We start from the raw sequence: 24,279 nt of genomic DNA on the forward strand, positions 1-24,279 counted from the left end.
TGCCGGGTTATCGACTTGTAACCGGCAGGCTTTAGGGATTCTGGCGCCAATCCGACGGCGGGACTGTCATTTCATCCCCAACCGCTTGGCCATGCGCCCCAGATTCGCCCGGTCCAGCCCCAGTTCACGCGCGGCGCTGGCCCAGTTGTCCCGATGACGCTCAAGTGCTGCGCTGATCAACTGCCGCTGATATTGCTCGGTGGCTGCGCGCAGATCCCCGGAAATCAACGGCATCGCGACGACGGCACTGGCCGGCTCCGGCGAGTTATCCACAACCTCGCGCGGCAGGTCGAGATCCATCGCGCTCAAACTGAGTATCTTCGGCCGAACCTTGCAGTTGCCCAGCGCCTTCAGCGCGCTGCGTCCGATCAGGTGTTCCAGTTCCCGTACGTTGCCCGGCCAAGTGTAGGCAAGCAGCGCTTCTTGCGCGTCGCTGTTCAGGCGCAGGCTGTTGAGGCCCATGCGCGAGCGGTTCTGTTCCAGAAAATAACCACTGAGCAGCAGTACATCGCGGCCCCGGTCTCGCAGCGCCGGGACCCGCAACGGGTATACGCTCAGGCGATGGTAGAAGTCGGCGCGGTAGCGACCGCTGCGCACTTCTTCGGCCAGGTCGCGGTTGGTCGCGGCGATCAGGCGCACATCGACCTGGTGTTCCTTGTCCGAACCCAGACGCTGCAACTGGCCGCTCTGCAAAACCCGCAACAACTTGGCCTGGACGGTCAGCGACAACTCGCCGACCTCATCGAGAAACAGCGTGCCGCCATTGGCCAGTTCGAACTTGCCACGGCGGTCGCTGGTGGCGCCGGTGAAGGCGCCGCGCACGTGGCCGAACAGTTCGCTTTCCACCAGGGTGTCCGGAAGGGCCGCGCAGTTGAGGCTGATGATCGGCTTGTCGGCACGCTTGGAAGCGGCGTGGATCGCCTGGGCCACCAGCTCCTTGCCGACCCCGGTTTCGCCGGTGATCAGCACGGTCAAGTCGCTGCCGCCGACCAGATTGATCTCTTCCACCAGCCGTTTGTGGGCCTTGCTCTGGCCGATCATTTCGCGATTCTGCTGGCCGCTGGCCTGGCGATACACCTCGGCGCGCTGGTGTTCGTCCTCGGCGCGGATCGCCAGTCGTTCGATGCGCTCAGCGGCGTTCACTGTGGCCGAAGCGAGGCTGGCGAAGGCCTGCAGGGCATCGAGTTCGATCGGTTCGAAGCGCTCCGGATCGAGTGCGTCGAGGGTAATCAGGCCCCAAAGCTTTTCATCGACGAACAACGGACAGCCGAGGCAATCGTGGACTTCGAGGTGATCGTCAAGGCCGTCGACCAGTCCGTCATACGGATCGGGCAGATCGCTGTCGGCGGCAAAACGGGTCGGGCCGGCGCCTGCCAGCAGCACTCCAAAGCGCGGGTGTTCGCTGACCTTGAAGCGGCGGCCGAGGGTGTCGGTGCTCAACCCGTCGACAGCCAGCGGCACCAGCCACTCGCCATCGAGGCGCAGCAGCGCAGCGGCGTCGCACGGCAGCAGGGCGCGCATGGCTTCGAGCAGGCGCCGGTAGCGCTCGCCTTCGGGCAGTTCGCGGGACAGGTCGGAAACCAGTGGGAGCAGGGCGGTCAGCAGGGATTTGGCAGACATGGTCTTGTAGTCAAAGAGACGCGTTGTAGTCGAAGCGACTATAGAGGTGCTTGTGTCGATCTGACTACATAAATTTCAAGTTATTGATTTATATGGAGAATTTAGTTGGCATGATAACTGAAACGGTTAAGGCACTTTTAGAGAAAGCTCAGGAGTCACCCTTATGCTTAGCGTCCAGGATCGTGCCATCGTCAAATCCACTGTGCCTCTGCTGGAAAGCGGCGGTGAAGCGCTGATCACCCATTTCTATCGCATGATGCTCTCCGAGTACCCGGAAGTTCGCCCGTTGTTCAACCAGGCTCACCAGGCCAGCGGCGACCAGCCTCGTGCATTGGCCAACGGCGTGTTGATGTACGCCCGTCACATCGATCAGCTCGACCAGTTGGGCGATCTGGTGGCCAAGATCATCAACAAGCACGTGGCGTTGCAGATTCTGCCGGAACACTACCCGATCGTCGGCACCTGCCTGCTGCGCGCCATCTCCGAAGTGCTCGGCGAAGAAATCGCCACGCCGGAAGTGATGAGTGCCTGGGGTGCCGCTTATGGCCAGTTGGCCGACATCCTGATCGGTGCCGAAACGGCCATTTATGACCAGAAAGAACAAGCCGTCGGCGGCTGGCGCGGGGCGCGGGAGTTCATCGTGGCGGCCAAGGTCGAGGAGAGCGCGGAAATCATTTCCTTCTACTTCGAACCAGCGGACAAAGGCCCGATCCTCGCGGCCGAGCCGGGGCAGTACATCGGCATGAAGCTGGTGCTCGACGGCGAAGAAATCCGCCGCAATTACTCGCTGTCCGCCCTGGCCAACAAGGGTCAGTACCGCATCAGCGTCAAGCGTGAACCGGGCGGTCGTGCGTCCAATCACCTGCACGATCAACTGCATGTCGGTGCGAGCATCCAACTGTTCCCGCCATCGGGCGAGTTCACTCTGACGGCCAGCGACAAACCTCTGGTGTTGATCAGCGGCGGCGTCGGTATCACCCCGACGCTGGCCATGCTGGAAGCGGCGCTGGAAACCGAGCGTCCGGTGCATTTCATTCATTGCGCGCGCAACGGCAGCGTGCATGCGTTCCGTGACTGGATCGATGGTCTGGCCGAGCGTCATCCGCAGCTCAAGCGCTTCTATTGCTATGCCGAAGATGACGGTGTGAGCCCGGCGGCGGACAAGGTCGGGTTGCTGAGCCAGGAACAACTGGGTGAGTGGCTGCCAGCGCAGCGTGACGTGGACGCCTACTTCCTCGGACCGAAAGGTTTCATGGGGGCGATCAAGCGTCACCTGAAGGCGCTGGGTGTGCCGGAGAAACAGAGCCGTTACGAGTTCTTCGGGCCGGCGGCGGCTCTGGAATAAGCCTGATGAGCGACCCGAGATCCTCGGGTCGCTTTTTTTCGAACCGTTCTGATTCTTAAAAAGTGTTTAAAGGTTAATCGTTTCTTAACCGGTTTATCGTTTATTCCCCGATGCTGATGATAGGCGCTCGTTCGTTTACATGATCAGGATCGCCCCCATGTCGCACTTCGCTTCTTCCCGCCGTTTCAGCCTGGCCACTTTGGGCCTGTCGGTTGCCTTGCTGTCCAGTCCGTTTGCCTTTGCCGAATCCGCGTTGATCCAGCCGCAGACCCTGATCGTCGATCAGAGCCTGCCCAAGGCCCAGCGTGATGCAATGGAACTGGCGGCGCGGCGTTATGGCAGTTTCTGGAACACTGGCGAAGAGGCGTTGGCCACCGCAGCCCTGTCGCCGCAGTTTGTCGACAAGACCCCGCCGGAAGGCCGGGTGCAAGGGCCGACGGGACCGCTGCTGGCGTCGAAGTTCTTTCGCACGGCGGTACCGGACTTGAGCTGCGAGATCGAACAAATGATCGTCGCCGGTGATCGCGTGGTGGTGCATCTGCACTTTCGCGGGCATTTCACCGGTACGTTCAAGGCTCTCAAAGGGCAGGGGCAGCGTGTAGACTTCCGGGCAACCGATATCTATCAGATCGACAACGGTCGCATCGCGGCCAATTGGCATATCGAAGACAACATCAGCCTGATGGCGCAACTGCAAGCGCAGCCGCCGGCCAGCTGAACCATGGACATGAAAGGGAAACGCGATGAGCGAGGAAACGATTCGATTGGGACGTGAGCGGCGCTTTCTGGTGCTGCTGGGCATCATCTGCCTGGCGCTGATCGGCGGCGCGCTGTACATGCAGATCGTGCTGGGCGAGGCGCCATGCCCGCTGTGCATCCTGCAGCGCTATGCCCTGCTGTTGATCGCGCTGTTCGCGTTCATCGGCGCGGCCATGCGCACCCGCCGCAGCATCACCGTGTTCGAAGTGCTGGTGGTGATCTGCGCGATTGCCGGGGCCGGTGTCGCAGGGCATCACGTGTACACCCAGTTCTACCCGGCAGTGAGCTGCGGCATCGATGTACTGCAGCCGATCGTCGATGATTTGCCGCTGGCGAAGATCTTCCCGCTGGGCTTTCAGGTAGACGGTTTCTGCTCGACGCCGTACCCGCCGATCCTCGGTCTGTCGCTGGCGCAATGGGCGCTGGTGGCCTTCGTGCTGGTGGTGATCCTGGTGCCGCTGCTGACTTCGCGTAACCGAAAAGCACTGCGCTGAATCAACTTTTCGGCCCCGGCGCCGATAAAACAAACGCCCCGATTTGCGGTTCTGCAAATCGGGGCGTTTTGCATTTCAGGGTCTTTGTGAAAACACCGTGACGAACGGCAAGGGACGGTGCGACAGGTGTGCGACATGTTGTCACACGCGCTGTGTCGCAGTGCGTTTCACAGGCACGGATTGGTGCGCTGTTACAAAAAAGGATTGGTCTGTTTCAGCGTTTGTCTGTTTTTGCACGCGTGTGCCGGATCAGGCAGTTTTAACAGACGCTGGCACATGGCCAAAAGCCTTGGGGTATCGGGCTTTGCGCGGATCGCGACGTCAGAAAAAGCTTTCGGAGCTGTCTGAACTGAGGCCGATAGACCTACATTTTTTGGTGTTTTTGTTGAGAATCGATTTCGATAACATGCGGAACTTTTGCAAAAATGGTGATGGATTGTTGCTCGAATGGATAAAAATTATTTCGGGATAAGACATGGTGTATAGGGCGCTACCTATCTACAATCGCCCGCACTGAATTCCCGGCACTGTTCAGCCTTTATAAGGAACTGAGCAGGAAGTCGGGTGTCGAGCGGTCGAAAGGCTTGCGAGACACCCAGGTGTCGGTGCCTTCCAACTTTCCGCACCAAATGGAATTGGTCTGTAACAAGGCCTTTGACCACGAATTCGAATAAGAACTGACCGCTGTCCCAGGATTTGTCGAGCGTCTGACGCGCGACGGGCGGCCCTTATTCAATCCAAAGAAAATGCCAACCCTTGGCAGGGTGAAGTGTTGGCGATCAAAACCCAACTGCATTGCGCAAGCTGCTTTAGAGGTCGTGAGATGAGTAAAAACAGGTACCCCAGATTACTAGGCCTAGTGCCGCTGCTCGGCACGTTGTTGCTGGGAGGCTGCAACATGACCTTGCTCAATCCAACGGGCCAGGTCGGCCTGGAACAGCGCAACCTGATCATCACCGCCACGCTGCTGATGCTGTTGGTCGTTGTGCCGGTCATCATCATGACCTTCCTGTTCGCCTGGAAGTACCGCGCCTCCAACCAGAACGCCGTCTACACCCCGAAATGGTCGCACTCGACCAAGATCGAAGTGGCGGTCTGGACCATTCCGGTCCTGATCATCATCGCTCTGGGTTACATCACCTATAAGTCGACCCACGAGCTGGACCCGTATCGTCCGATCGAATCCGACGTCAAGCCTGTGACCATCGAAGTGGTCGCGCTGGACTGGAAGTGGCTGTTCATCTACCCGGAACAAGGCATCGCCACGGTCAACAAGATCGTGTTCCCGGCGCACACCCCGGTCAACTTCCGGATCACTTCCGACGCCGTGATGAACTCGTTCTTCATCCCGGGCCTGGGCGGCCAGATCTACGCGATGGCGGGCATGACCACCAAGCTGCACCTGATCGCTGACCGCAACGCTGAAATGGACGGTATCTCCGCCAACTACAGCGGCGCTGGTTTCACCGGTATGAAATTCAAAGCGATCGCAACTTCTCAGGAAGATTTCGACGCCTGGGTAAGTGAAGTCAAAAAGGCACCTAAACAGCTTGAACCAGCTGAATACGCAGCCCTTGCCAAGCCAAGCCAGAACAATCCAGTCGAGCTCTACTCCTCGGTCACGCCGAACCTGTTCCAGACCATCGTCGACAAGTACGAAGGCATGAAACCGGGCAAGCCGCTGAAGCACGAGAAGAAAGAGAAAGAAGTGGCGGCAACGGATATGGACTCGAATTCGCATTCAGCTGCCGGGGCAGAGGAGTAAACGATGTTTGGTAAATTAAGTTGGGAAGCGATCCCTTTCCACGAGCCGATCGTGATGGTCACCATCTCGATGATCGCGCTCGGTGGTCTGGCGTTGTTCGCTGCAATCACCTACTTCAAGAAGTGGACTTACCTGTGGACCGAGTGGCTGACGTCGGTCGACCACAAGAAAATCGGCGTGATGTACATCATCGTTGCCATGGTCATGCTGCTGCGTGGCTTTGCCGACGCCATCATGATGCGTACCCAGCTGGCCATGGCCACCGAGGGTTCGCCTGGCTACCTGCCACCTGAACACTATGACCAGATCTTCACCGCTCACGGTGTGATCATGATCATCTTCATGGCGATGCCATTCTTCACCGGCCTGATGAACCTTGCAGTGCCGCTGCAGATCGGCGCCCGTGACGTTGCCTTCCCGTTCCTGAACTCCCTGAGCTTCTGGCTGCTGGTGTCCGGCGTTGTGCTGATCAACCTGTCCCTGGGCGTCGGCGAATTCGCCAAGACCGGCTGGGTTGCCTATCCACCGCTGTCGGGTCTGCAATACAGCCCTGGCGTGGGTATGGACTACTACATCTGGGCGCTACAGCTATCCGGTCTGGGTACAACGCTAACGGGGGTTAACTTCCTCGCGACCGTGCTGAAAATGCGTACCCCTGGCATGAAACTGATGGACATGCCGATCTTCACCTGGACCTGCACCTGGGCCAACGTTCTGATCGTGGCTTCGTTCCCGATCCTGACCGCTACCCTGGCACTGCTGACCCTTGACCGTTACATGGATTTCCACATTTTCACCAATGAACTTGGTGGCAATCCAATGATGTACGTCAACCTGTTCTGGGCATGGGGCCACCCTGAGGTTTACATCCTGATCCTGCCGGCATTCGGCATTTTCTCGGAAGTCATCTCGGCCTTCACCGGCAAGAAACTGTTCGGCCACCACTCGATGATCTACGCTTCGGGCGCGATCTCGGTACTGGGCTTCATGGTTTGGCTGCACCACTTCTTCACCATGGGTTCGGGTGCCAGCGTCAACGCCTTCTTCGGTCTGGCAACGATGCTGATTTCCATCCCGACGGGTGTGAAACTGTTCAACTGGCTGTTCACCATCTACCAGGGCCGTCTGCGCTTCACCAGCCAGGTTCTGTGGACTCTGGGCTTCATGGTGACCTTCGCCATCGGCGGCATGACCGGCGTACTGCTGGCCATCCCGGGTGCTGACTTCGTTCTGCACAACAGCCTGTTCGTGATCGCTCACTTCCACAACGTGATCATCGGCGGCGCGGTATTCGGCTACATCGCAGGCTTCGGCTTCTACTTCCCGAAAGCGTTCGGCTTCAAGCTGCACGAAGGCTGGGGTAAAGCAGCGTTCTGGTTCTGGATCTCGGGCTTCTTCGTCGCGTTCATGCCGCTCTACGCTCTGGGCTTCATGGGCATGACCCGTCGTCTGAACGCCACCACCAACCCTGAGTGGGTACCGTACCTGTACGTTGCCATGTTCGGTGCGGTGATGATCGCTGTCGGTATCGCCTGCCAGCTGATCCAGCTGTACGTCTCGGTGCGTGACCGCAACAAGCCAGAAAACATGTGCGAACACGGTGACCCGTGGAATGCCCATACCCTGGAATGGTCGACCTCGTCGCCACCTCCGTTCTACAACTTCGCTGTACTGCCAAAAGCAGACTGCATCGATCCGTTCACCGAGGCCAAGGAAAACGGTACCGCGTACCAGGCTCCAGCCAAGTACGAACCGATCCACATGCCGAACAACACCGCCACTGGCGTGGTGATGGGCGCACTGCTGACCGTGTTCGGTTTCGCGATGATCTGGCACATCTGGTGGTTGGCGATCGCCAGCCTGGCCGGCACTGTCATCTACTTCGTGATCCACGCTGCACGTGACGACCAGGGCTACATGGTTCCGGTTGAAACGATCGAGCGCATCGAAGCCGAGCAGCACAAGCGTCTGGTAGCGGCCGGGAAGATCCCTGCTTCCGCAACCCGTGTTGAAACCAAGTTGGAACAGGCTTAAACAATGTCGAACTTAGTGACCAATGCTGGACACGCTCATGGTCATGACCATGGGCACGATGACCATCACCACGACTCGGGCGAGATGACCGTATACGGTTTCTGGCTCTACCTGATGACCGACTGCATTCTGTTTGCGTCGATCTTCGCGGTGTACGCGGTACTGGTAAACAACGTCGCCGGTGGCCCGTCGGGCCACGACATCTTCGAACTGCCATACGTGCTGGGCGAAACCGCTCTGCTGTTGTTCAGTTCGATCACCTACGGCTTCGCCATGCTGGCGTTGTACAAAGGCAAGAAGCAGCAGGTTCTGGGCTGGTTGTTCATGACCTTCCTGCTCGGCGCAGGCTTCATCGCCATGGAGATCAACGAGTTCCACCTGCTGATCTCCGAGGGCTTCGGTCCTAGCCGTTCGGGCTTCCTGTCGGCGTTCTTCACCCTGGTCGGCACCCACGGTCTGCACGTATCCGCAGGTCTGATCTGGATGGGCATCATGATGTACCAGGTCAACAAGCACGGCCTGACGGCGACCAACAAGACCCGTCTGAGCTGCCTGAGCCTGTTCTGGCACTTCCTGGACGTGGTGTGGATCTGCGTATTCACCGTTGTTTACCTGATGGGGACCCTGTAATGGCTAATGCACACTCCCATGACAGCCATGATGCTGGCCACGGCAGCGTAAAGTCGTACGCCATCGGCTTCATCCTGTCGGTGATCCTGACCGTCATCCCGTTCGGCCTGGTGATGTTCCCGACCTTGCCGAAGTCCACCACGCTGGCAATCGTCCTGCTGTTCGCAGTGATCCAGGTGATCGTTCACCTGTATTACTTCCTGCACCTGGACCGCTCCGTGGCTCAGCGTAACAACGTGATCGCGTTCGTCTTCACGGCCATCGTGATCCTGCTGCTGGTCGGCCTGTCGCTGTGGATCATGTTCAGCATCCACACGTTCATGATGGCGAAGTGAGGTAGACCCGATGTCGCTCAAGCACTTTATCCAAATCACCAAACCGGGGATCATTTTCGGTAACGTGCTTTCTGTGGCAGGCGGGTTCTTCCTGGCCTCGAAAGGGCATGTAGATCTGGCGGTGTTCCTGGCCGCCATGATCGGCACATCCCTGGTCGTGGCCTCCGGTTGCGTGTTCAACAACTGCATCGACCGTGACATCGACCTGAAGATGGAACGCACCAAGAACCGGGTGCTGGTCCAGGGCTTGATCTCCCTGAAACTGGCCCTGGTCTATGCGACCGTCCTGGGTGTCGCCGGCGTTGCGTTGCTGTACAAGGTGGCCAACCCGTTGGCTGCATTGTTCGCCGTGATCGGCTTCATCATCTACGTCGGCTTCTACAGCCTGTACCTCAAGCGCAAGTCGGTTCACGGCACGCTGGTGGGCAGTCTGTCGGGCGCCATGCCGCCGGTGATCGGTTACGTGGCCGTGACCAACAGCTTCGACATGGCCGCGCTGACCCTGCTGGTGATGTTCAGCCTGTGGCAGATGCCGCATTCCTATGCCATCGCGATCTTCCGCTTCAACGATTACCTGGCCGCATCGATTCCGGTGCTGCCAGTGAAGCGCGGAATCCAGGTGGCCAAGAAGCACATCCTGCTCTACATCCTGGCCTTCCTCGTGGCGACCTTGATGCTGACCTTCAGCGGTTACGCCGGCATGAGCTACCTCGCCGTCGCCGCGGCCATGGGCATGTACTGGTTGTACATGGCCTGGACCGGTTACAAGGCGGTGGATGACACGGTCTGGGCACGCAAGCTGTTCGTGTTCTCGATCTTCACCATCACCGCGTTGAGCGTCATGATGTCCCTGGACTTCAAGGTGCCGACCGAGCTGTTGCTGACGTACGCGCCGTAAGGTTCGAACGCTGTACGAGAAACCCCGTTCATCGAGAGATGAGCGGGGTTTTTTGTTGAGGATTGTTTATCCGCAACGAAAGGTGTTTATTGTTCTGCTATAAGCAATTTGCTTATAGTTTTTGAATGAGAACAATATTCTTTGAAACCACACTCTTCACCGCAAACCTGGGTCATTACCTCACGGACGACGAATATCGTGAGCTACAGACCTACATGCAGAGCAATCCGCATGCAGGCGATGTCATGCAACGAACCGGTGGCTTCCGAAAACTGCGTTGGGCGGATGCTCGTCGTGGTAAAGGCAGGAGAGGCGGCTTGCGAGTTATCTATTATTGGCTTATGAATGATGGCCAGTTTTGGATGTTTGCGATTTATGACAAAGATGAGCTTGAGAATTTGACCGCCGATCAAGAGAGGGCGCTCAAGGGAGCCATAGAGAAAGAGTTGAAAACACGAGGTACCCCATGAAAAAACGCGACCTGTTTGCAGAATTGATGCAGGGCGTTGATGAGATGGCGGCTCAACGCGAAGGAAAAATCACGCTACGTAATACGACACTTGAGGACAAACCAGCCCCCGAAGTCGCTGCTCAGGAAATCGTAGCTTTACGGGAAAAACTGCACATGTCACAGGCAGTTTTTGCCAGACGAATCAGGACAAGTCCAAGCACCCTTAGAAACTGGGAGCAGGAGAAATCAAAGCCCAACGCTCAGGCTGCCTTGCTGATCCGTTTGGTGGAAAAATTCCCTGACATGGTCGAGCGACTGAGCGCTGTTTAAAGTCGTTTCCACGTCTATATAAGGCCCCGCACGTTCAATGTCGTGCGGGGCTTTTTCGTACAAGCAACCACAGGTTGCGGTGTGTCGGTAAAAGCCCTAGATTTGGATCCAACCCTGTCAGTTATAGCGCCACGTGCTGCTCGGCGCTCGACTGTCGTAATCTGCAATTCTTCATGCATCGATCAAGAGGCTGGGCGAAATGACTGAGAGGATGACCTGCGACGAACGCTTCATTGCCCTGGCAAAAGAGCTGAACTACGACATCAATGGCGAGAACACGGTGGGTGGCAATTACGCGCCGCTGGTCCGTCATCACGATGAGCTGTACATCAGTGGCATGGTGCCGCGCACCGAGGGCAAGATTCAGTATCCGGGGCGGGTCGGGCTGGAGCTGACGCTCAAGGATGCGCAGGCCGCAGCGAGCATCAGTGCCATGCGTTGCCTGGCGTTCATCGTCGATGCAGTCGGTTCGCTGGACAAGGTCAGGGCGTTGTTGCGGGTCACGGTCTATGTGAAGTCGACCCCGGACTTCGTCGACCTGAGCGAAGTGGCCAACGGTGCATCCGACGTTTTCAGTTATGTGTTGGGTGATGCTGGCCGCCATACGCGTACAACTGTCGGCGTCTATCAGTTGCCGAAAAACGCGGCCATCGAAGTCGACATGATCGCAGCGGTGCATCCTTCGGCGTAATCGCTGAAAGCCGCACAACAAAAAGCCCCGCCTGAAATTCAGAGCGGGGCTTTTTTCGTCAGCGCTGCGCTTATTGGGCGGCGATGCTGTAACCGTCGAACGCGGTCTGCTGTTGCAGGGCGGTGATGATGTTCTTGCGGTTGATCGCGTGCTCAGCGCCGGCGTTGTCGACGAAGGTCTCGCCTTCGAGCTCGGCTTCTTCGCCTTCACCGACGAAGGTGAAACCGAGGAATTCCAGCGCTTCACGATCCACGCTCAGGCGCGAACGCGGCGTGCGCATTGGCAGGGTCACGCTGATGCCGTCCTTGCGGATGCTGAACACTTCGACGTCTTTCTTGGCGCGCGCGGCTTTGCTCTTGCCGCCGCTCGGATTGCTGATCGCCTGATGCGTCTGGTTCAGTACCTTCAGGGCCAGGCCGTAGACGATTTCCTGGAACGCCGGGTCGTCCTTGAAGCTGGACAGGATGCGGCTGATCGGGAATTTGCTGCTCAGGTCTTCAAGCGCTGCAATGTCGGCGGCTTCGGCATCTTTCAGACGCTTGAGTTCACCCATCAGCTCGTAGGCCTGGTCGTCATCGAAGCGGTCGTGGGCCTGGCGGATCGCAGCGCGCAGCTCGCGGATCTGGTCGCTTTCGCGGCTCGACTGGAACGCGTCCAGGACCATCTCGCTGATGATCTTCGCCTGTGGGATGTGTTGTGAAAGATTGATGGAGTTTTCGTATTCCGCTTTGGACGACAGGGTGACTACGGATTCAGCGGTGTTGAAATCGGACATTGAAATTTCACTACTTTTTTAACTTGAGATGAGACGAGAAAGCTCGGGGGGCTTTTTCAGGCCGACTAATTTAGGGGAGCGGGACGTTGTTGTCACGGAGCAACGGCCCGGTGGAGTTGATTATTTGCCCGGCGTATTCAGGTTCATCGAACGTACGATCCACAGTTCGGCGTTCTGTTGATCCACCGGTAGCGAGAAGCGAAAGGTCGCGCCCCGTCCTGCGACATCGAGCAACTGGATTTCGCACCCGTGAAGTTGCAGGATCCGGTGCACGATTCGCAAGCCCAGGCCGCCATCGCGTCGCGCACCACCGATATTGAACGGTCGCAGGAACAAACCCTCGCGCAACTCGGCGGCGATGCCGGGGCCGGTATCGCTGACGGTGATTTCAACCAGCGCGCCTTGGGGTTTCAGACCGAGTTCGATTTCGCCACCCGACGGCGTATGACGCAAGGCGTTATCGACCAGGTTGGTCAGTACCCGTTCGATCAGCCCGAGGTCAGCGCAGACGGTCGGCAGGTTGGTGTTGAAGCTGGCCTTGAGTGCAACATTTCGGGCTTCGGCGCCCAGTTCGAATTTCTGGAAGATGTCCTGCACCAGATCGGTCAGGGAAAATTTCTCCAGCACAGGCTGCACGAATCCATGTTCCAGGCGCACCAGCTCCAGCAACGATTGCGCGAGTCCGCCAACCTTGCGGCTCTGATCCAGGGCAATGCCCAGATAGCGACGGCGTTCTTCCGGGGATAGGGTCGCGTCCTTGAGTGACAGCGTTTCAAGGTAACCATGCAGCGAGGCCAACGGTGTGCGCAGGTCATGGGAAATGTTCGCCACCAGTTCCCGACGCTCCTGATCCTGGCGGGTCAGTGAGCGCCATTGTTCACCGAGGCGGTTTTGCATTTGCCGGAACGCCGCGTCGAGCACGGCGATTTCATCCGGGTCCGCGGACTTGTCCACAGGTGTCGGCGCGACGGGCAGTGATTGCGGTGCGCCGTCGATGTCGAATTGACCCACGGTTTCGGTCAATCGTCGTAACGGTCGAGTGATCAGATTAAACGCGGTCAAACCGGCAATCAGGCACAGGAATGCAACGAGCCCTATGGACAACAGCGCCGTGTTGAGCGCCGCGCTGGTGGCGCCGCGCTCGGCGAATCGGTCGTGCGCTTCGCTGAGCAGGACCACGTAAAGGTAACCGGCCGCTTTGCCGTTGACCTGCAATGGCGCCGCGCTGAAGACCTTGCGACCATCGACGCTGCGCGGGTCGTCGCCGAGGATCGGCAACGGTTGATCGTTGAGCAGTCGTCGAATCGGCGCGAGGTCGACAGTCTGCCGACGCAGGCGTCCTTCCGGTGCTGCGTTGCCGACGATCCGGCCTTCGGTGTCGAGCAGGTACACCTCGACACTCGGGTTGACCAGCATCAACTGGCTGAACAATTCGCGCACCGCGCCGGGCATCAGTCCGTTGCTGTCCATCAGCACCGTGTCGTGGGTGATGTGTTGCGCCAGATCCCGGGACAGACCTTGCACCACTTCCAGCTCATGCATCTGGCTGGAGCGTACCTGCAACCACGCCGATGTGCCGCAGCACGCCAGCAGCAACACGGCGAACACCAGTGACAGGCGCTGCGTCAGGGTCAGTTTCATGGTTGCTCTGCGCTCGTGCCGAATTTATAGCCGCGGCCCCACACCGTGAGGATGCGCACCGGTTGCGCAGGATCGGCCTCGATTTTCGCCCGCAGGCGATTGATGTGGGTGTTGACCGTGTGTTCGTAGCCTTCGTGGCTGTAGCCCCACACCGCGTTGAGCAGATCCATGCGCGAGAACACCTTGCCCGGCTGACGTGCGAAGAAATACAGCAGGTCGAATTCTCGTGGGGTGAGGTCCAGGCGCTGGCCGTTGAGGGCCACGTCACGGGTGATCGGGTCGATGGTCAAGCCATCGAGGCTCAGGCTGCCGGCGTCCATCTTCAGATTGCGGGCCATGGCGTCCACGCGGCGCAGCAGCGCTTTGACCCGAGCCACCAGTTCAAGCATCGAAAACGGTTTGGCGAGGTAATCATCGGCGCCCAGTTCGAGGCCGAGAATGCGGTGCAATTCGCTGGAGCGGGCGCTGGTGATAATGATCGGCGTGTAGCGCGCCATGGCCCGGGCGCGACGGCAAATCTCCAAACCATCTACCCCCGGCAGCATGAGGTCGAGGATCAGCGCATCCCAGTGACCTTGCTGCAGCAGGCGCATGCCTTCGTCGCCGTCGGCGCTGTGTACCACCTCGAATTGCTCGTCCCGCAGGTGCAGGCAAATGAGGTCGGCAATGTGCAGGTCGTCCTCGACCACCAGGACGCGTTTGGTCTGTTCCATGAAGCTCAATCCTTCGGCGCGATTAACGCATTGTGCGGGTTTTCCTCCGGGCGAGTTATCACGAATTGTTTAACTTCCCGTGAGGATTTGGCGATCAACCCAAGCCTAGGCTGTGTTCCACGACAGGCATCTGGAATTTTGGGAGACGGCCATGTTTTCACGGCGACAGATTCTGGCAACGGGCGGCGGGCTGGGGCTTACAGCCCTTCTGGCCGGTGTATTGCCAAAGTTATCCACCGGCTCTGCGTTGGTCGGCGAGGCGTTGGCCGACGAAGCGTTTGAAGTGACACACAGCGACAGTGAATGGCATGGGTTGCTCACTGATGAGCAATTCGAAGTGCTGCGCAAAGAGGGCACGGAGCGCGCTTACAGCAGCCCGCTGAACAACGAACACCGGACCGGCACGTTTGCCTGTGCCGGGTGCGATCTGGCGCTGTTCTCGTCCGAGACCAAATTCGACAGTCGCACCGGTTGGCCGAGTTTCTGGGCACCGCTGGAACACGCCGTGGCCATACGTCAGGACCGTTCTTTCGGCATGACGCGGGAGGAAGTTCACTGCCGGCGTTGCGGCGGTCACCTCGGTCATGTGTTCGACGACGGGCCCAAACCCACCGGTCTGCGTTACTGCATGAACGGTCTGGCCATGACCTTCAAACCCGTGGCGGCCTGAGTCGTGGCTCGCTGGCGATCTTCACTTACAACAGGACGACACTATGTGGCTCTTGGTTCTCGCTTATCTCGGTGGTGTGCTGACGATCGTCAGTCCGTGCATCCTGCCGGTTCTGCCTTTTGTCTTCGCTCGCACCGGGCAGCCGTTTATCAAAAGTGGCTTGCCGCTGTTGGCGGGGATGGCGCTGACCTTCGCGCTCGTCGCCTCGTTGGCGGCGGTGGGCGGCGGTTGGGTGGTGCAAGTCAATCAGTACGGTCGCTGGCTCGCGTTGCTGTTCGTTGCACTGTTCGGGCTGACGCTGCTGTTGCCGCGTCTGGCCGAGCGTCTGACCCGGCCGCTGGTGTCCGCCGGCAGTCGCTTGTCGGAGGCCGCCGGTCAGGACAATCGTCCGCGTCCTGGCGCTTCGTTTCTGATCGGCGTCGCCACGGGGCTGTTGTGGGCGCCTTGCGCCGGGCCAATCCTCGGGCTGATTCTGACCGGTGCCGCGCTGCAAGGTGCAAGCATCGCCACCACGTTGTTGCTGCTGGCCTACGCCGCCGGTGCCGCGACTTCGCTCGCTGCGGCGTTGCTGCTCGGCGGTAAAGTCTTCGCGGTGATGAAGCGTTCGATCGGGACTGGCGAGTGGATCCGGCGCGGGCTCGGAGCCGCGATGCTGGCCGGGGTGGCCGCCATCGCGCTGGGCCTCGATACCGGGATTCTGGCGCGGTTCTCGACCGCCTCCACCGGAGGGCTGGAGCAGGCATTGGTCGGCAAGCTTTCGGGGAAATCACCTCAGGCCAACGGCACGATGATGGCGCAGATTCCCGCAGCGGATGACGCGGCGAACGGCAGCATGATGGCAGCCGGCGGCGCGATGAAAATGGCCGCCAAGGCACCGGGTTCGTTACCGGTCGAGGGGCAGTTGCCGGCGCTTGATGGCGCAGTGCAGTGGCTCAACTCCGCGCCGCTGGATGCCCAGGCACTCAAGGGCAAAGTGGTGCTGGTGGATTTCTGGACTTACTCCTGCATCAACTGCCTGCGCACCCTGCCTTATGTCAAAGCCTGGGCCGAGAAATATCGCGATCAGGGGCTGGTGGTGATCGGTGTGCATGCGCCGGAATTCGCCTTTGAGCGTGATGTAGGCAACGTCACCAAAGCCATGAAGGAACTGGGCATCAACTACCCGGTAGCCATCGATAACGACTACAAGATCTGGCGCGCTTTCAACAATGAATACTGGCCGGCGCATTACTTTGCCGACGCTCAGGGGCGCATTCGTTACCACCATTTTGGCGAAGGGGACTACGCCGAGTCGGAACGAGTCATCCAGCAACTGCTGCGTGAGGCCGGTGCAAAAACCGTGGCTGATGGCCTGATCAACGCAGACGCTCAAGGCGTGCAGCTTGCACCGGACATGAATCAGGTGCTGTCACCGGAAACCTACGTCGGCTACCAGCGCGCAGAACATTTCGTACCGGAAACCAGCCTGGTGCCTGACAAGGTCGCGGCCTACAAGACACCTGCAAATCTTGCCCTGAATGACTGGAGCCTCGGCGGCCAATGGGCGGTCGGTGCTGAGCGTGCCACCGCCAGTGCGCCGGCCAGTCGTATCGTTTATCGCTTCCATGCCCGCGACCTGCACCTGGTGCTGGGCCCTGGGGCGGACGGTAAACCGGTGCGCTTCAAAGTGATGATCGATGGTCACGCGCCGGGCGATTCCCACGGTGTCGACGTGGCGCCTGACGGCAGCGGTCGCGTGACCGAACAACGCTTGTATCAATTGGTACGGCAAACCGCTGACGTGAAGGACCGCACCTTCAGCATCGAGTTTCTCGATCCGGGCGTGTCGGCCTACGCCTTTACCTTCGGCTGATCAGGAGTACAGAACATGAAAGCTCAAACTATCTGGCGTCGTCTGCTGCTGGGCGTCGCGACGGCTGGGGTTGTCGCGCAGTGCTCGGCGTTTTCCTTCGGGGCCGAGGAGGGCGTGGTCATTCCGCCGCCGGCACTCGACGAAAACACCCAGGCACACAGCGAAACCGCGGTGTTTGCCGGTGGCTGCTTCTGGGGCGTACAGGGTGTTTTCCAGCACGTCAAAGGTGTGCAGAAAGCCGTTTCCGGCTATGCCGGCGGTGCTGCCAATACGGCGGAATATGAACGGGTCAGCGAAGGGGACACAGGGCATGCCGAGTCGGTGCAAGTCACTTTCGATCCAACTCAGGTCAGTTATGGCAGCCTGTTGCAGATCTACTTCTCGGTGGCCCACAACCCGACAGAACTCAACCGCCAGGGGCCGGACAGCGGCACCCAATATCGCTCGGCGCTGTTCCCGGTCAATGCCGATCAGCAACGCGTTGCACAGGCCTATATCGCCCAGCTTGATGCGGCGCATGCCTACAGCAAACCCATCGTGACCAAACTGGAAACCTACAACGGCTTCTACCCGGCAGAGGACTATCACCAGGACTTCCTCACCGAACACCCGAGCTATCCGTACATCGTGATCAACGACATGCCGAAAGTGGCGCAATTGAAGCAGTTGTTTGCCCAGCGTTATCAGGAGAAACCGGTGCTGGTGAAAAGCGGATCGTGATCACCGGTTATACAATGGTTACTGTGCGATTACTGGAGACTGTCGGGCGGCGAGGGCTCGCAGTGTCCAGTAGAGCTTCAGCGAGCGGGTACTGATCAGGCCGCACATGAAACCCGACACCGTGGACTTGAGCAGCAGCATGTCGGGGGACGCGGCAAGCTCCGGATTTACGGCATCCTGATACCCGAAGTAATAGTTTGCGAAAAAAAACATCAGGAACATGATCAGGATTTTCACGGTGCCCGGCATGATCAGCCCCGTCGCGGAGTCGTCGAGTACCACGCCCCTGGGGGAAAAAACCAGCCAGGCCGAGAGGCCGCCCAGCAACAGCGCGCCGAACCAACTGCTAAAAAACAGGACCGGGTCGATCGTCAAGTTCAGGGAGTACAACGACCACGCCAAAAAAGCGGGTGGTGTTATGAGCATCGAGAGACGGCTTTCACGGCGGGGAGAAAACGCCTTGATCCCGAAATAAACCACAATCAGAAAAAACACGTAGGCCCGTATCGGGGTGTTTTGCAGAATCGTGAGCATCGCGCAGCATCCATGCTGAAAAAGAGGAAGGTGGATAATAGCCGAGGTCGCATTCAGTACCCGTTATTTCAATCGCGGGCGTTCCATTGCAATCACTGAGGTTTCAAACCCCAGGCTGGCAAAAAATGTTTCGGCTCCCTCGCGCCCCGCACGCAGTACCCAGGTGATGTCGGGGTTGTCGCCCATCACATGCTCGACCAGTGCCCGGCCCACGCCTTTGCGTTGGTGCTGCACATCAACGACCACCATCGACAGGTAGCCATTGGACAAACCGTCGGTGATGCCGCGGGCAAAGCCAATAATCTGTTCGCCCGATAGCGCGACGGCCGTCCGCTGCGAGTTTTGAATCAACTGCGCAAAATGCTCCGCGGATCCGACTCGATGCGCCCAGCCGTGCTGCCCGAGAAACAACCGCACCGATTCAGTTTCGGCGGGTAGTAGATCGCGTACCGTCAGATCGTTTTTCATTGGGTGATCGTGTCCTTGATGACCAAGTGATTGTTATTGAACCGATGCCAAGCGTAGTCAGCTTTTCCCCCACGTCTGCATCGCAAACTCAACGAAGCGCCGAAGCTTTGGCAGTCGATAGCGATCCTGAGCATAAAGCAGGTGCAATGGGCGGCTCGGCGGTTGGAAGTCGGGAATCACCGTCACCAGTTTGCCGTCGCGCAGATCCTGTTCCACCAGTGCATCCGGCAACATCACGATGCCCATGCCGGTACGGGCCGCCTGATGCAAACCGGCGGAGGTGTTCATCAGCATCGGCCCGCTGACGTCGATCATGATTTCGCCGTCCGGACCACTCAATCTCCAGCGTTTTTCCACCGATTGCCAGTCATCACCGGCGGGGTAGGCGAACGACAGGCAATCGTGCTGTTGCAGGTCTTCGGGCGTCAGTGGCATGCCGCGCCGGGCTACGTATTCCGGAGAGGCGCAGACGGTCAGCGTGTAGTCGATTAATGGCCGGGCGATCAGATTCGACTGCTCGAAATGCCCCAGCCGGAACGCAACATCAAGACCACTCTCCATCAAGTCAGGGCGGCGGTTGGTCAGGACCACATCCATTTTTACCTGCGGGTATTGCAGGGAAAATTCGCTTAGCGCCGGGGCCAGTCGTTCGACGCCAAAAGTCAGCGGTGCGGTGATGCGCAGGAGGCCGCGCGGCTCATCCATGGTTTGTTCGGCGAGACGTTCGGAGTCTGTCACGAGCCCCAATACTTCCAGGCAACGCTGGTAGTAGACCGTGCCGAATTCGGTCAGACGCTGACGCCGGGTGGTGCGTTGCAACAGTTGCACACCGAGTCGCTGTTCCAGTGCGCGAAGGTGATTGCCGACCATGGTCGTGGACATTTCGCACTGCAGGGCGGCCTTGGTCATGCTGCCGGCTTCCACGACTTTGACGTAGACGCTCATCGACTGGAACAGATCCATTATCAAGCCCTGCTTCTAAATGATTGAAGTTTTCCCGAGTTTATCCAGCTCTGGTGGCTAACCATACTGCAAACACACCGACCTTCACTGGAGTTTGAAGTCATGACCGCCGCCCTGATGAACACGTACCAACCGCTGGCCCTGAGTTTCACCAAAGGTCTGGGCACCCGTCTGTGGGATCAGGCCGGTCGCGAGTACCTCGATGCCGTCGCGGGAGTGGCGGTGACCAATGTCGGCCATTCGCACCCGCGGATCGTTTCGGCGATCAGCGAACAGGCTGGATTACTGCTGCACACATCCAACCTCTACAGCATCGACTGGCAGCAGCAGTTGGCGCTGAAATTGACGCAGCTGTCGGGAATGGAGCGGGCGTTCTTCAACAACTCTGGCGCCGAGGCCAATGAAACCGCGCTGAAACTGGCGCGGCTGCACGGCTGGCGCAAGGGGATCGAGCAGCCACTGGTGGTGGTCATGGCCAATGCGTTTCATGGCCGTACCTTGGGCACCTTGTCGGCCAGCGATGGCCCGGCGGTACGTCTGGGTTTCAACGATCTACCGGGTGATTTCGTCAAAGTGCCGTTTGGTGATCTTGAAGCATTGGAGCAGGTGCAGCAGCAACATGGCGAGCGGATCGTGGCGATTCTGGTCGAGCCGATCCAGGGCGAAAGCGGCGTGCAAATGGCACCACCGGGTTACCTGAAAGCCCTGCGCGAACTCTGCAACCGTCACGCCTGGCTGCTGATGCTCGACGAAATCCAGACCGGCATCGGCCGGACCGGGCGCTGGTTTGCGTTCCAGCATGAGGGCATTGTTCCCGACGTCATGACCCTCGCCAAGGGCTTGGGTAACGGTGTGCCGATTGGTGCCTGCCTGGCACGGGGCAGGGCAGCGGAGCTGTTTACCCCTGGCAGCCACGGCAGCACGTTTGGCGGTAATCCGCTGGCCTGCCGGGTTGGCTGCACCGTGCTCGAGATCATCGAGGAACAAGGCCTGCTGGAAAATGCGCGGATTCAAGGTGAGCGCTTGCTCAGTCGCTTGCACGCGGAACTGGCGGGCAATCCGAATGTGCTGGCAATTCGTGGGCAAGGGTTGATGGTCGGCATCGAACTGAAACAGCCGATTCGCGACCTGACACTGATTGCTGCGCGGGATCATGGACTGCTGATCAACATCACCCGGGGCAAAACCATACGGTTGCTGCCACCGTTGACGATTGATGAGCGGGAGGTGGGGATGATTGTCAGGGGGATGGGACGGATACTTGAGGCAAAGTGATCCTCTTGATTGCGTCTGAAGTGGCTGCCGATTATTTTCGGCAGCCACATTTTTCATCCGGGCAATCTGCTGTCGGAAATTGTCGCAATCCTAATCAGGATAATCCGTCAGATCCGGTGCCATCATTCGGGTCTTTGGCGCGCCATTCGAGTTGTGCTGGATGATGTCCTGTGGCTGCCCTTGCTCATTGAAAAACACCTGACCAATCCCCGCCGAGTTCCACAGACGTTCGCCTGCTTCGGCATGTTCGGGAACGTACGGCACGATACGCATGCGTCGGCGTTTGGTCAGCCAGTTCAGCGGCGAGCGGGGTGAGTAGAGCCAGCGGTTCAGACGGTCGAACCATTCCAGCAAGGTTTTCGGGAACTCGTTCTTGATACCGCTGCTGGTGATCTGCCAGATTCGCGGGCCGGCCTTGCGGTGTCGGATAAGCACTTCGTAGACGAAGGAATAATGCACATCCCCTGACAGCACCACGTAATTGCCCGGTGTACGCGTGTGTCGGAAAATATTCAGGATCACTTGGGCGGCGCCGCGATGGGCCATCCAGTTTTCCGCGTCCACCAGCAGTGGATAACCGCACCAGCTGAATACCCTTTGCACCGTTTCGATCAGCTTTACACCAAAGATCGGTGCCGGTGAGACGATGATTGCCGACGGATGATCGAGCAGTTCCTGTTGCAGTTCGCTCAAGGCTTCCCAGTCGAGCAGACCGGAAGGTTGCTTGAGCGCCATTTCGCTGCGCCAGCGTCGGGTACGGGTGTCGAGTACAACCAGGGCCGGACTGGTCGGCAGTACAAAGTGCCAGTGCTGAAAACGCAGCAGCTCATCGATCAGATCGTCTTGCACTGGCGCATCGAGATAGTGGTCATCACCGCTGTCGCTCAGGCGACGGGTTTTCTCCAGCAGCTCGCTGAATGCATCCGGGTTGTTGCCCCAGCCCTGGCACAACATATAGGCGATCAGCGCATTGCCGATGATGCGTTTGGAGAACGGATGGCCGTAGGCCGTTTCTTCCCACTGCGCGGAAAGGTTCCAGTCATCGGTAATGTCGTGGTCATCGAAGATCATCAGGCTCGGCAAGTGCGCCAAGGCTCGGGCAACGTTGCCAAGACCTGCCTTGAAGGCATCGATCCGGGTCTGCTCCAGGGTATAGCGCTGGCGACGTTCGGGTGCCAGCGCTGGCGCTTGCGGGTCGATCAATGTCCATGGCGTTGGTGACCACACCAACAAGTACATGGCCATGACTTCGGCAAACGTCACCAGATGATTGTCGGCACTACTGCTGGTGAAAATCGGCTTACGCGCACCGCCGAAAAAACGTTCGCGCAATGTCTCGTTGCTTTCGAGCGCGGGTAACAAATCCGCACGGTGGTAGTAACTGGCCGGGTGCTCATAAAGTTTGGAGCTGTTGCTGACCACCGCACCTTCGAGGTACTCGCCGAACAGGCCAAGCCGTTCGATCAGGGCGTGAATCGCCCGCAGCATCGGGCCGGCGACGTCATCGGCGTAGATCTGGTCGCCACTCATCATCAGCAGGGCCGGGCGCTGTTGCGGATCGGTTTCGGCGGCGAGTAATCGATCGACGCACAGCAAGCCGTCCGCTGCCGGGTGATGGGGCTTGCGGCAGGAGCCGTGCAACAGTTGATCTATCCGAGAACGCAGGACGAAGTTCGGGCGCGGGTCTGTCTGGTACAGGAGATGGGGCGCCCAATCGGCGATCTGTGTTTCGCCGTCAATCAGCAAGTCATAGTCGATGCGTTCTTCACAGGGCAGGGCGCTGTCGAGGACGACGTCGATCAGATGGACAAACGCCCGAGTGCCTACAGGGATGACCGTGCATTTCGTTGCGTCGAGAGGAATGTCTCCCACACCTTGCAGGCGTAGGGTCAGCGTCAGTTGGCGAGTACCCACCAGCCACAATACAAGTCGTGTCGGTTCCAGCCGCCGCAACAGCGGGCCGGCCAATACAGGAGGCAGCGGGGAAAGGTCAGCAGAGGATCGAGACATCAGAGGGGAAAGCTCAAGGCGCACAGGCTGGCGATGATAGCGCAGCCTGCGCCTTCAACTCTTAAGCGAGGCTTAAGAGCCAGCCTTTTGCAGCTTCAGATCCAGCAGGCGCCACTCGGCATAACCCGAGTCATTGGCCGGCAGTTGTTGTATCGAACAATCGAACCGGTAACGGACATCATCGCCGAGCATGTTGCGGGCGGTGACAGTATTACTGATGGTGTAAGTCTGATCCTTGAACCGCTTGCTGCTGGTTTTCTCTTGCGGGGTAATGACCGCCGCCATTGGAAAACGCATGGCGCTCTGAATGAAAGGCGTGCACATGACCGATGCCAGTACCGATTTGTCAGCGTTCGGATCCTTGCCCATCATCTGGCGCAGAGTGACGAAGTTCTTGCCTGCGGTGTCTTCGATCTTCTTTTCAGAAACCGATGTTGCCATGCGCTTACTGTAGTAGGGCATTAGCGCGGACTCGGGTGGTGAAGGTTCATTCTGCGGTTCGCTGGCGACATAGCTTGCAAGGTTGTCGGAAACCGGTGCTGGTGCCGGAACCGGAACCGGAACCGGAACCGGAACCGGAGCGATTGGTGCTTGCGTTGCGGCCGACTCCTGCTCTGGCATCAGACCAGGTTTCGTCGCGGCGGCCTCTTTAGCAATCTCGGGCGCAGGCTTGTCTTTTGACTTGTTTGCGGACGGGAACAACGACAGGAAGATGGATAGCACCACGACGCCAACAATGAAACCGCCGACCGCGCCAATGAGGTTTCCGAGAAACAGGTTCCAGCTGCCGCGGTTTTTCACCACCCAGCGCCACATGAACCCCCAGGCCGCGACAAATGCCAGAAAACACAAAAAATCCATTCGATCCTTTCCTTAAACCTTCGATAGGCTGAGATCAGCGCGTTCCCGATGATGAGCGCTGAAGATGGACGGCAAGATATCAAAATAGAAGCGTGGCGCCACTTCCTTCATCTATGTAGTGGGCCAGGTCTGGACGTCTTCCCGGCGCACCAACCGTTCGAACATGTCCCGCTGGTAATCACCCATGACCAGATCATCGCGCAGGATCGGGCTCAGGCCTTCTTCCTCATAGCCGGTTTGAGGGAGAAAAGGGCGACGGTTTCCAGTGACGCTTCCATGGGGATCCTTTCGTGATGTCTTTTGGGGCGTGGGTGCGTAGTGCTCTGCGACTATATAGAAGGCAAAAAACAGGCCTTTCCAGCCTAAAGTGAAATTAGGGGTTGACGGCAGATTCTGGAGGCCTATAATTCGCCCCACTTCCGGCGCAGTCGAAACGGAAAACTCC

Annotated in this window: 24 protein-coding genes and 1 pseudogene; 15 read left to right on the plus strand and 10 right to left on the minus strand. The window is 58.7% G+C overall.

Annotated features, from left to right (window positions below; translation table 11 throughout):
- Nucleotides 1-66: 66 nt before the first annotated feature.
- Nucleotides 67-1,620, minus strand: coding sequence for a nitric oxide reductase transcriptional regulator NorR (norR, locus tag AC1RME_RS28780; protein ID WP_493092059.1), 1,554 nt, complete (start codon nt 1,618-1,620; stop codon nt 67-69).
- A gap of 163 nt (nt 1,621-1,783) precedes the next feature.
- Between norR and hmpA the strand changes: the two genes are divergently transcribed.
- The 11 genes from hmpA to AC1RME_RS28835 all read left to right on the plus strand — a co-directional run bounded on the left by hmpA (nt 1,784) and on the right by AC1RME_RS28835 (nt 11,352).
- On the plus strand, nt 1,784-2,965 hold the full coding sequence (gene hmpA, locus AC1RME_RS28785; protein WP_096822813.1) for an NO-inducible flavohemoprotein: 1,182 nt from the start codon (nt 1,784-1,786) through the stop codon (nt 2,963-2,965).
- Between the two features lie 157 nt (nt 2,966-3,122).
- The gene (locus AC1RME_RS28790; RefSeq protein ID WP_096822812.1) at nt 3,123-3,683 is read left to right on the plus strand and encodes an ester cyclase; all 561 of its coding nucleotides are present in this window, start codon (nt 3,123-3,125) and stop codon (nt 3,681-3,683) included.
- Nucleotides 3,684-3,708: 25 nt separating this feature from the next.
- Entirely contained in the window at nt 3,709-4,218 is a 510-nt protein-coding gene (locus tag AC1RME_RS28795; RefSeq protein ID WP_025109264.1) for a disulfide bond formation protein B, read from the plus strand.
- An 823-nt stretch (nt 4,219-5,041) separates the two neighbouring features.
- Entirely contained in the window at nt 5,042-5,983 is a 942-nt protein-coding gene (gene cyoA / locus AC1RME_RS28800; RefSeq protein WP_096822811.1) for a ubiquinol oxidase subunit II, read from the plus strand.
- A 3-nt stretch (nt 5,984-5,986) separates the two neighbouring features.
- Nucleotides 5,987-8,017 carry a cytochrome o ubiquinol oxidase subunit I gene (gene cyoB / locus AC1RME_RS28805; protein ID WP_096822810.1) on the plus strand — a complete coding sequence of 677 codons (2,031 nt, stop codon included), beginning with the start codon at nt 5,987-5,989 and terminating at the stop codon, nt 8,015-8,017.
- A 3-nt stretch (nt 8,018-8,020) separates the two neighbouring features.
- Nucleotides 8,021-8,647 (plus strand): cytochrome o ubiquinol oxidase subunit III, encoded by a 627-nt coding sequence (locus tag AC1RME_RS28810; RefSeq protein ID WP_007956720.1) that lies wholly within the window; start codon nt 8,021-8,023, stop codon nt 8,645-8,647.
- Nucleotides 8,647-8,982, plus strand: coding sequence for a cytochrome o ubiquinol oxidase subunit IV (gene cyoD / locus AC1RME_RS28815; RefSeq protein ID WP_065261339.1), 336 nt, complete (start codon nt 8,647-8,649; stop codon nt 8,980-8,982). The genes AC1RME_RS28810 and cyoD overlap by 1 nt, the downstream gene beginning before the upstream one ends.
- Before the next feature lie 10 nt (nt 8,983-8,992).
- A complete protein-coding gene (cyoE, locus tag AC1RME_RS28820; protein WP_085668163.1) occupies nt 8,993-9,880 on the plus strand; it encodes a heme o synthase in 888 nt (295 codons plus the stop codon).
- A gap of 125 nt (nt 9,881-10,005) precedes the next feature.
- The gene (locus AC1RME_RS28825; protein WP_493092061.1) at nt 10,006-10,350 is read left to right on the plus strand and encodes a toxin; all 345 of its coding nucleotides are present in this window, start codon (nt 10,006-10,008) and stop codon (nt 10,348-10,350) included.
- Nucleotides 10,347-10,661 (plus strand): helix-turn-helix domain-containing protein, encoded by a 315-nt coding sequence (locus AC1RME_RS28830; RefSeq protein WP_096822807.1) that lies wholly within the window; start codon nt 10,347-10,349, stop codon nt 10,659-10,661. The genes AC1RME_RS28825 and AC1RME_RS28830 overlap by 4 nt, the downstream gene beginning before the upstream one ends.
- 199 nt (nt 10,662-10,860) lie before the next feature.
- Complete coding sequence (locus AC1RME_RS28835; RefSeq protein WP_085709372.1) at nt 10,861-11,352, plus strand: RidA family protein; 492 nt, start codon at nt 10,861-10,863, stop codon at nt 11,350-11,352.
- Nucleotides 11,353-11,422: 70 nt separating this feature from the next.
- Here AC1RME_RS28835 and AC1RME_RS28840 read toward each other — a convergent pair whose 3' ends face one another.
- From AC1RME_RS28840 to AC1RME_RS28850, 3 genes are all read right to left on the minus strand, one after another.
- On the minus strand, nt 11,423-12,127 hold the full coding sequence (locus tag AC1RME_RS28840) for a hypothetical protein (RefSeq protein WP_493092063.1): 705 nt from the start codon (nt 12,125-12,127) through the stop codon (nt 11,423-11,425).
- A 120-nt stretch (nt 12,128-12,247) separates the two neighbouring features.
- Nucleotides 12,248-13,768, minus strand: coding sequence for a sensor histidine kinase (locus tag AC1RME_RS28845; RefSeq protein WP_493092065.1), 1,521 nt, complete (start codon nt 13,766-13,768; stop codon nt 12,248-12,250).
- Nucleotides 13,765-14,481 (minus strand): response regulator transcription factor, encoded by a 717-nt coding sequence (locus AC1RME_RS28850; protein WP_096822804.1) that lies wholly within the window; start codon nt 14,479-14,481, stop codon nt 13,765-13,767. The genes AC1RME_RS28845 and AC1RME_RS28850 overlap by 4 nt, the downstream gene beginning before the upstream one ends.
- A 151-nt stretch (nt 14,482-14,632) precedes the next feature.
- Here AC1RME_RS28850 and msrB point away from each other — a divergent pair, with 151 nt between their 5' ends.
- The 3 genes from msrB to msrA are packed head-to-tail and all read left to right on the plus strand — an operon-like array spanning nt 14,633 to nt 17,723.
- On the plus strand, nt 14,633-15,151 hold the full coding sequence (msrB, locus tag AC1RME_RS28855; RefSeq protein ID WP_096822803.1) for a peptide-methionine (R)-S-oxide reductase MsrB: 519 nt from the start codon (nt 14,633-14,635) through the stop codon (nt 15,149-15,151).
- A 43-nt stretch (nt 15,152-15,194) separates the two neighbouring features.
- Nucleotides 15,195-17,003 (plus strand): cytochrome c biogenesis protein DipZ, encoded by a 1,809-nt coding sequence (locus tag AC1RME_RS28860; RefSeq protein WP_493092066.1) that lies wholly within the window; start codon nt 15,195-15,197, stop codon nt 17,001-17,003.
- A 15-nt stretch (nt 17,004-17,018) separates the two neighbouring features.
- On the plus strand, nt 17,019-17,723 hold the full coding sequence (gene msrA / locus AC1RME_RS28865; protein ID WP_096822801.1) for a peptide-methionine (S)-S-oxide reductase MsrA: 705 nt from the start codon (nt 17,019-17,021) through the stop codon (nt 17,721-17,723).
- 18 nt (nt 17,724-17,741) lie between these two features.
- On the opposite strand, the gene AC1RME_RS28870 is transcribed toward msrA, so the two are convergent.
- The 3 genes from AC1RME_RS28870 to AC1RME_RS28880 form a co-directional block, all read right to left on the minus strand.
- The gene (locus tag AC1RME_RS28870) at nt 17,742-18,257 is read right to left on the minus strand and encodes a DUF6622 family protein (protein ID WP_493092068.1); all 516 of its coding nucleotides are present in this window, start codon (nt 18,255-18,257) and stop codon (nt 17,742-17,744) included.
- 63 nt (nt 18,258-18,320) lie between these two features.
- On the minus strand, nt 18,321-18,725 hold the full coding sequence (locus AC1RME_RS28875; RefSeq protein WP_493066583.1) for a GNAT family N-acetyltransferase: 405 nt from the start codon (nt 18,723-18,725) through the stop codon (nt 18,321-18,323).
- A gap of 57 nt (nt 18,726-18,782) precedes the next feature.
- Complete coding sequence (locus tag AC1RME_RS28880; protein ID WP_493092070.1) at nt 18,783-19,688, minus strand: LysR family transcriptional regulator; 906 nt, start codon at nt 19,686-19,688, stop codon at nt 18,783-18,785.
- Nucleotides 19,689-19,790: 102 nt separating this feature from the next.
- On the opposite strand from AC1RME_RS28880, the gene AC1RME_RS28885 reads away from it, so the two are divergent.
- Entirely contained in the window at nt 19,791-20,963 is a 1,173-nt protein-coding gene (locus AC1RME_RS28885) for an aspartate aminotransferase family protein (protein ID WP_493092072.1), read from the plus strand.
- 90 nt (nt 20,964-21,053) lie between these two features.
- On the opposite strand, the gene AC1RME_RS28890 is transcribed toward AC1RME_RS28885, so the two are convergent.
- The 3 genes and pseudogenes from AC1RME_RS28890 to AC1RME_RS28900 all read right to left on the minus strand — a co-directional run.
- Entirely contained in the window at nt 21,054-22,973 is a 1,920-nt protein-coding gene (locus tag AC1RME_RS28890) for an alkaline phosphatase D family protein (RefSeq protein ID WP_493092073.1), read from the minus strand.
- Nucleotides 22,974-23,045: 72 nt separating this feature from the next.
- Entirely contained in the window at nt 23,046-23,834 is a 789-nt protein-coding gene (locus AC1RME_RS28895) for a hypothetical protein (RefSeq protein ID WP_493092075.1), read from the minus strand.
- A gap of 111 nt (nt 23,835-23,945) precedes the next feature.
- Nucleotides 23,946-24,279, minus strand: a pseudogene (locus AC1RME_RS28900) (hypothetical protein); the annotation flags it as partial.

The sequence above is a fragment of the Pseudomonas sp. GW822-FHT03F08 genome (assembly GCF_058801265.1).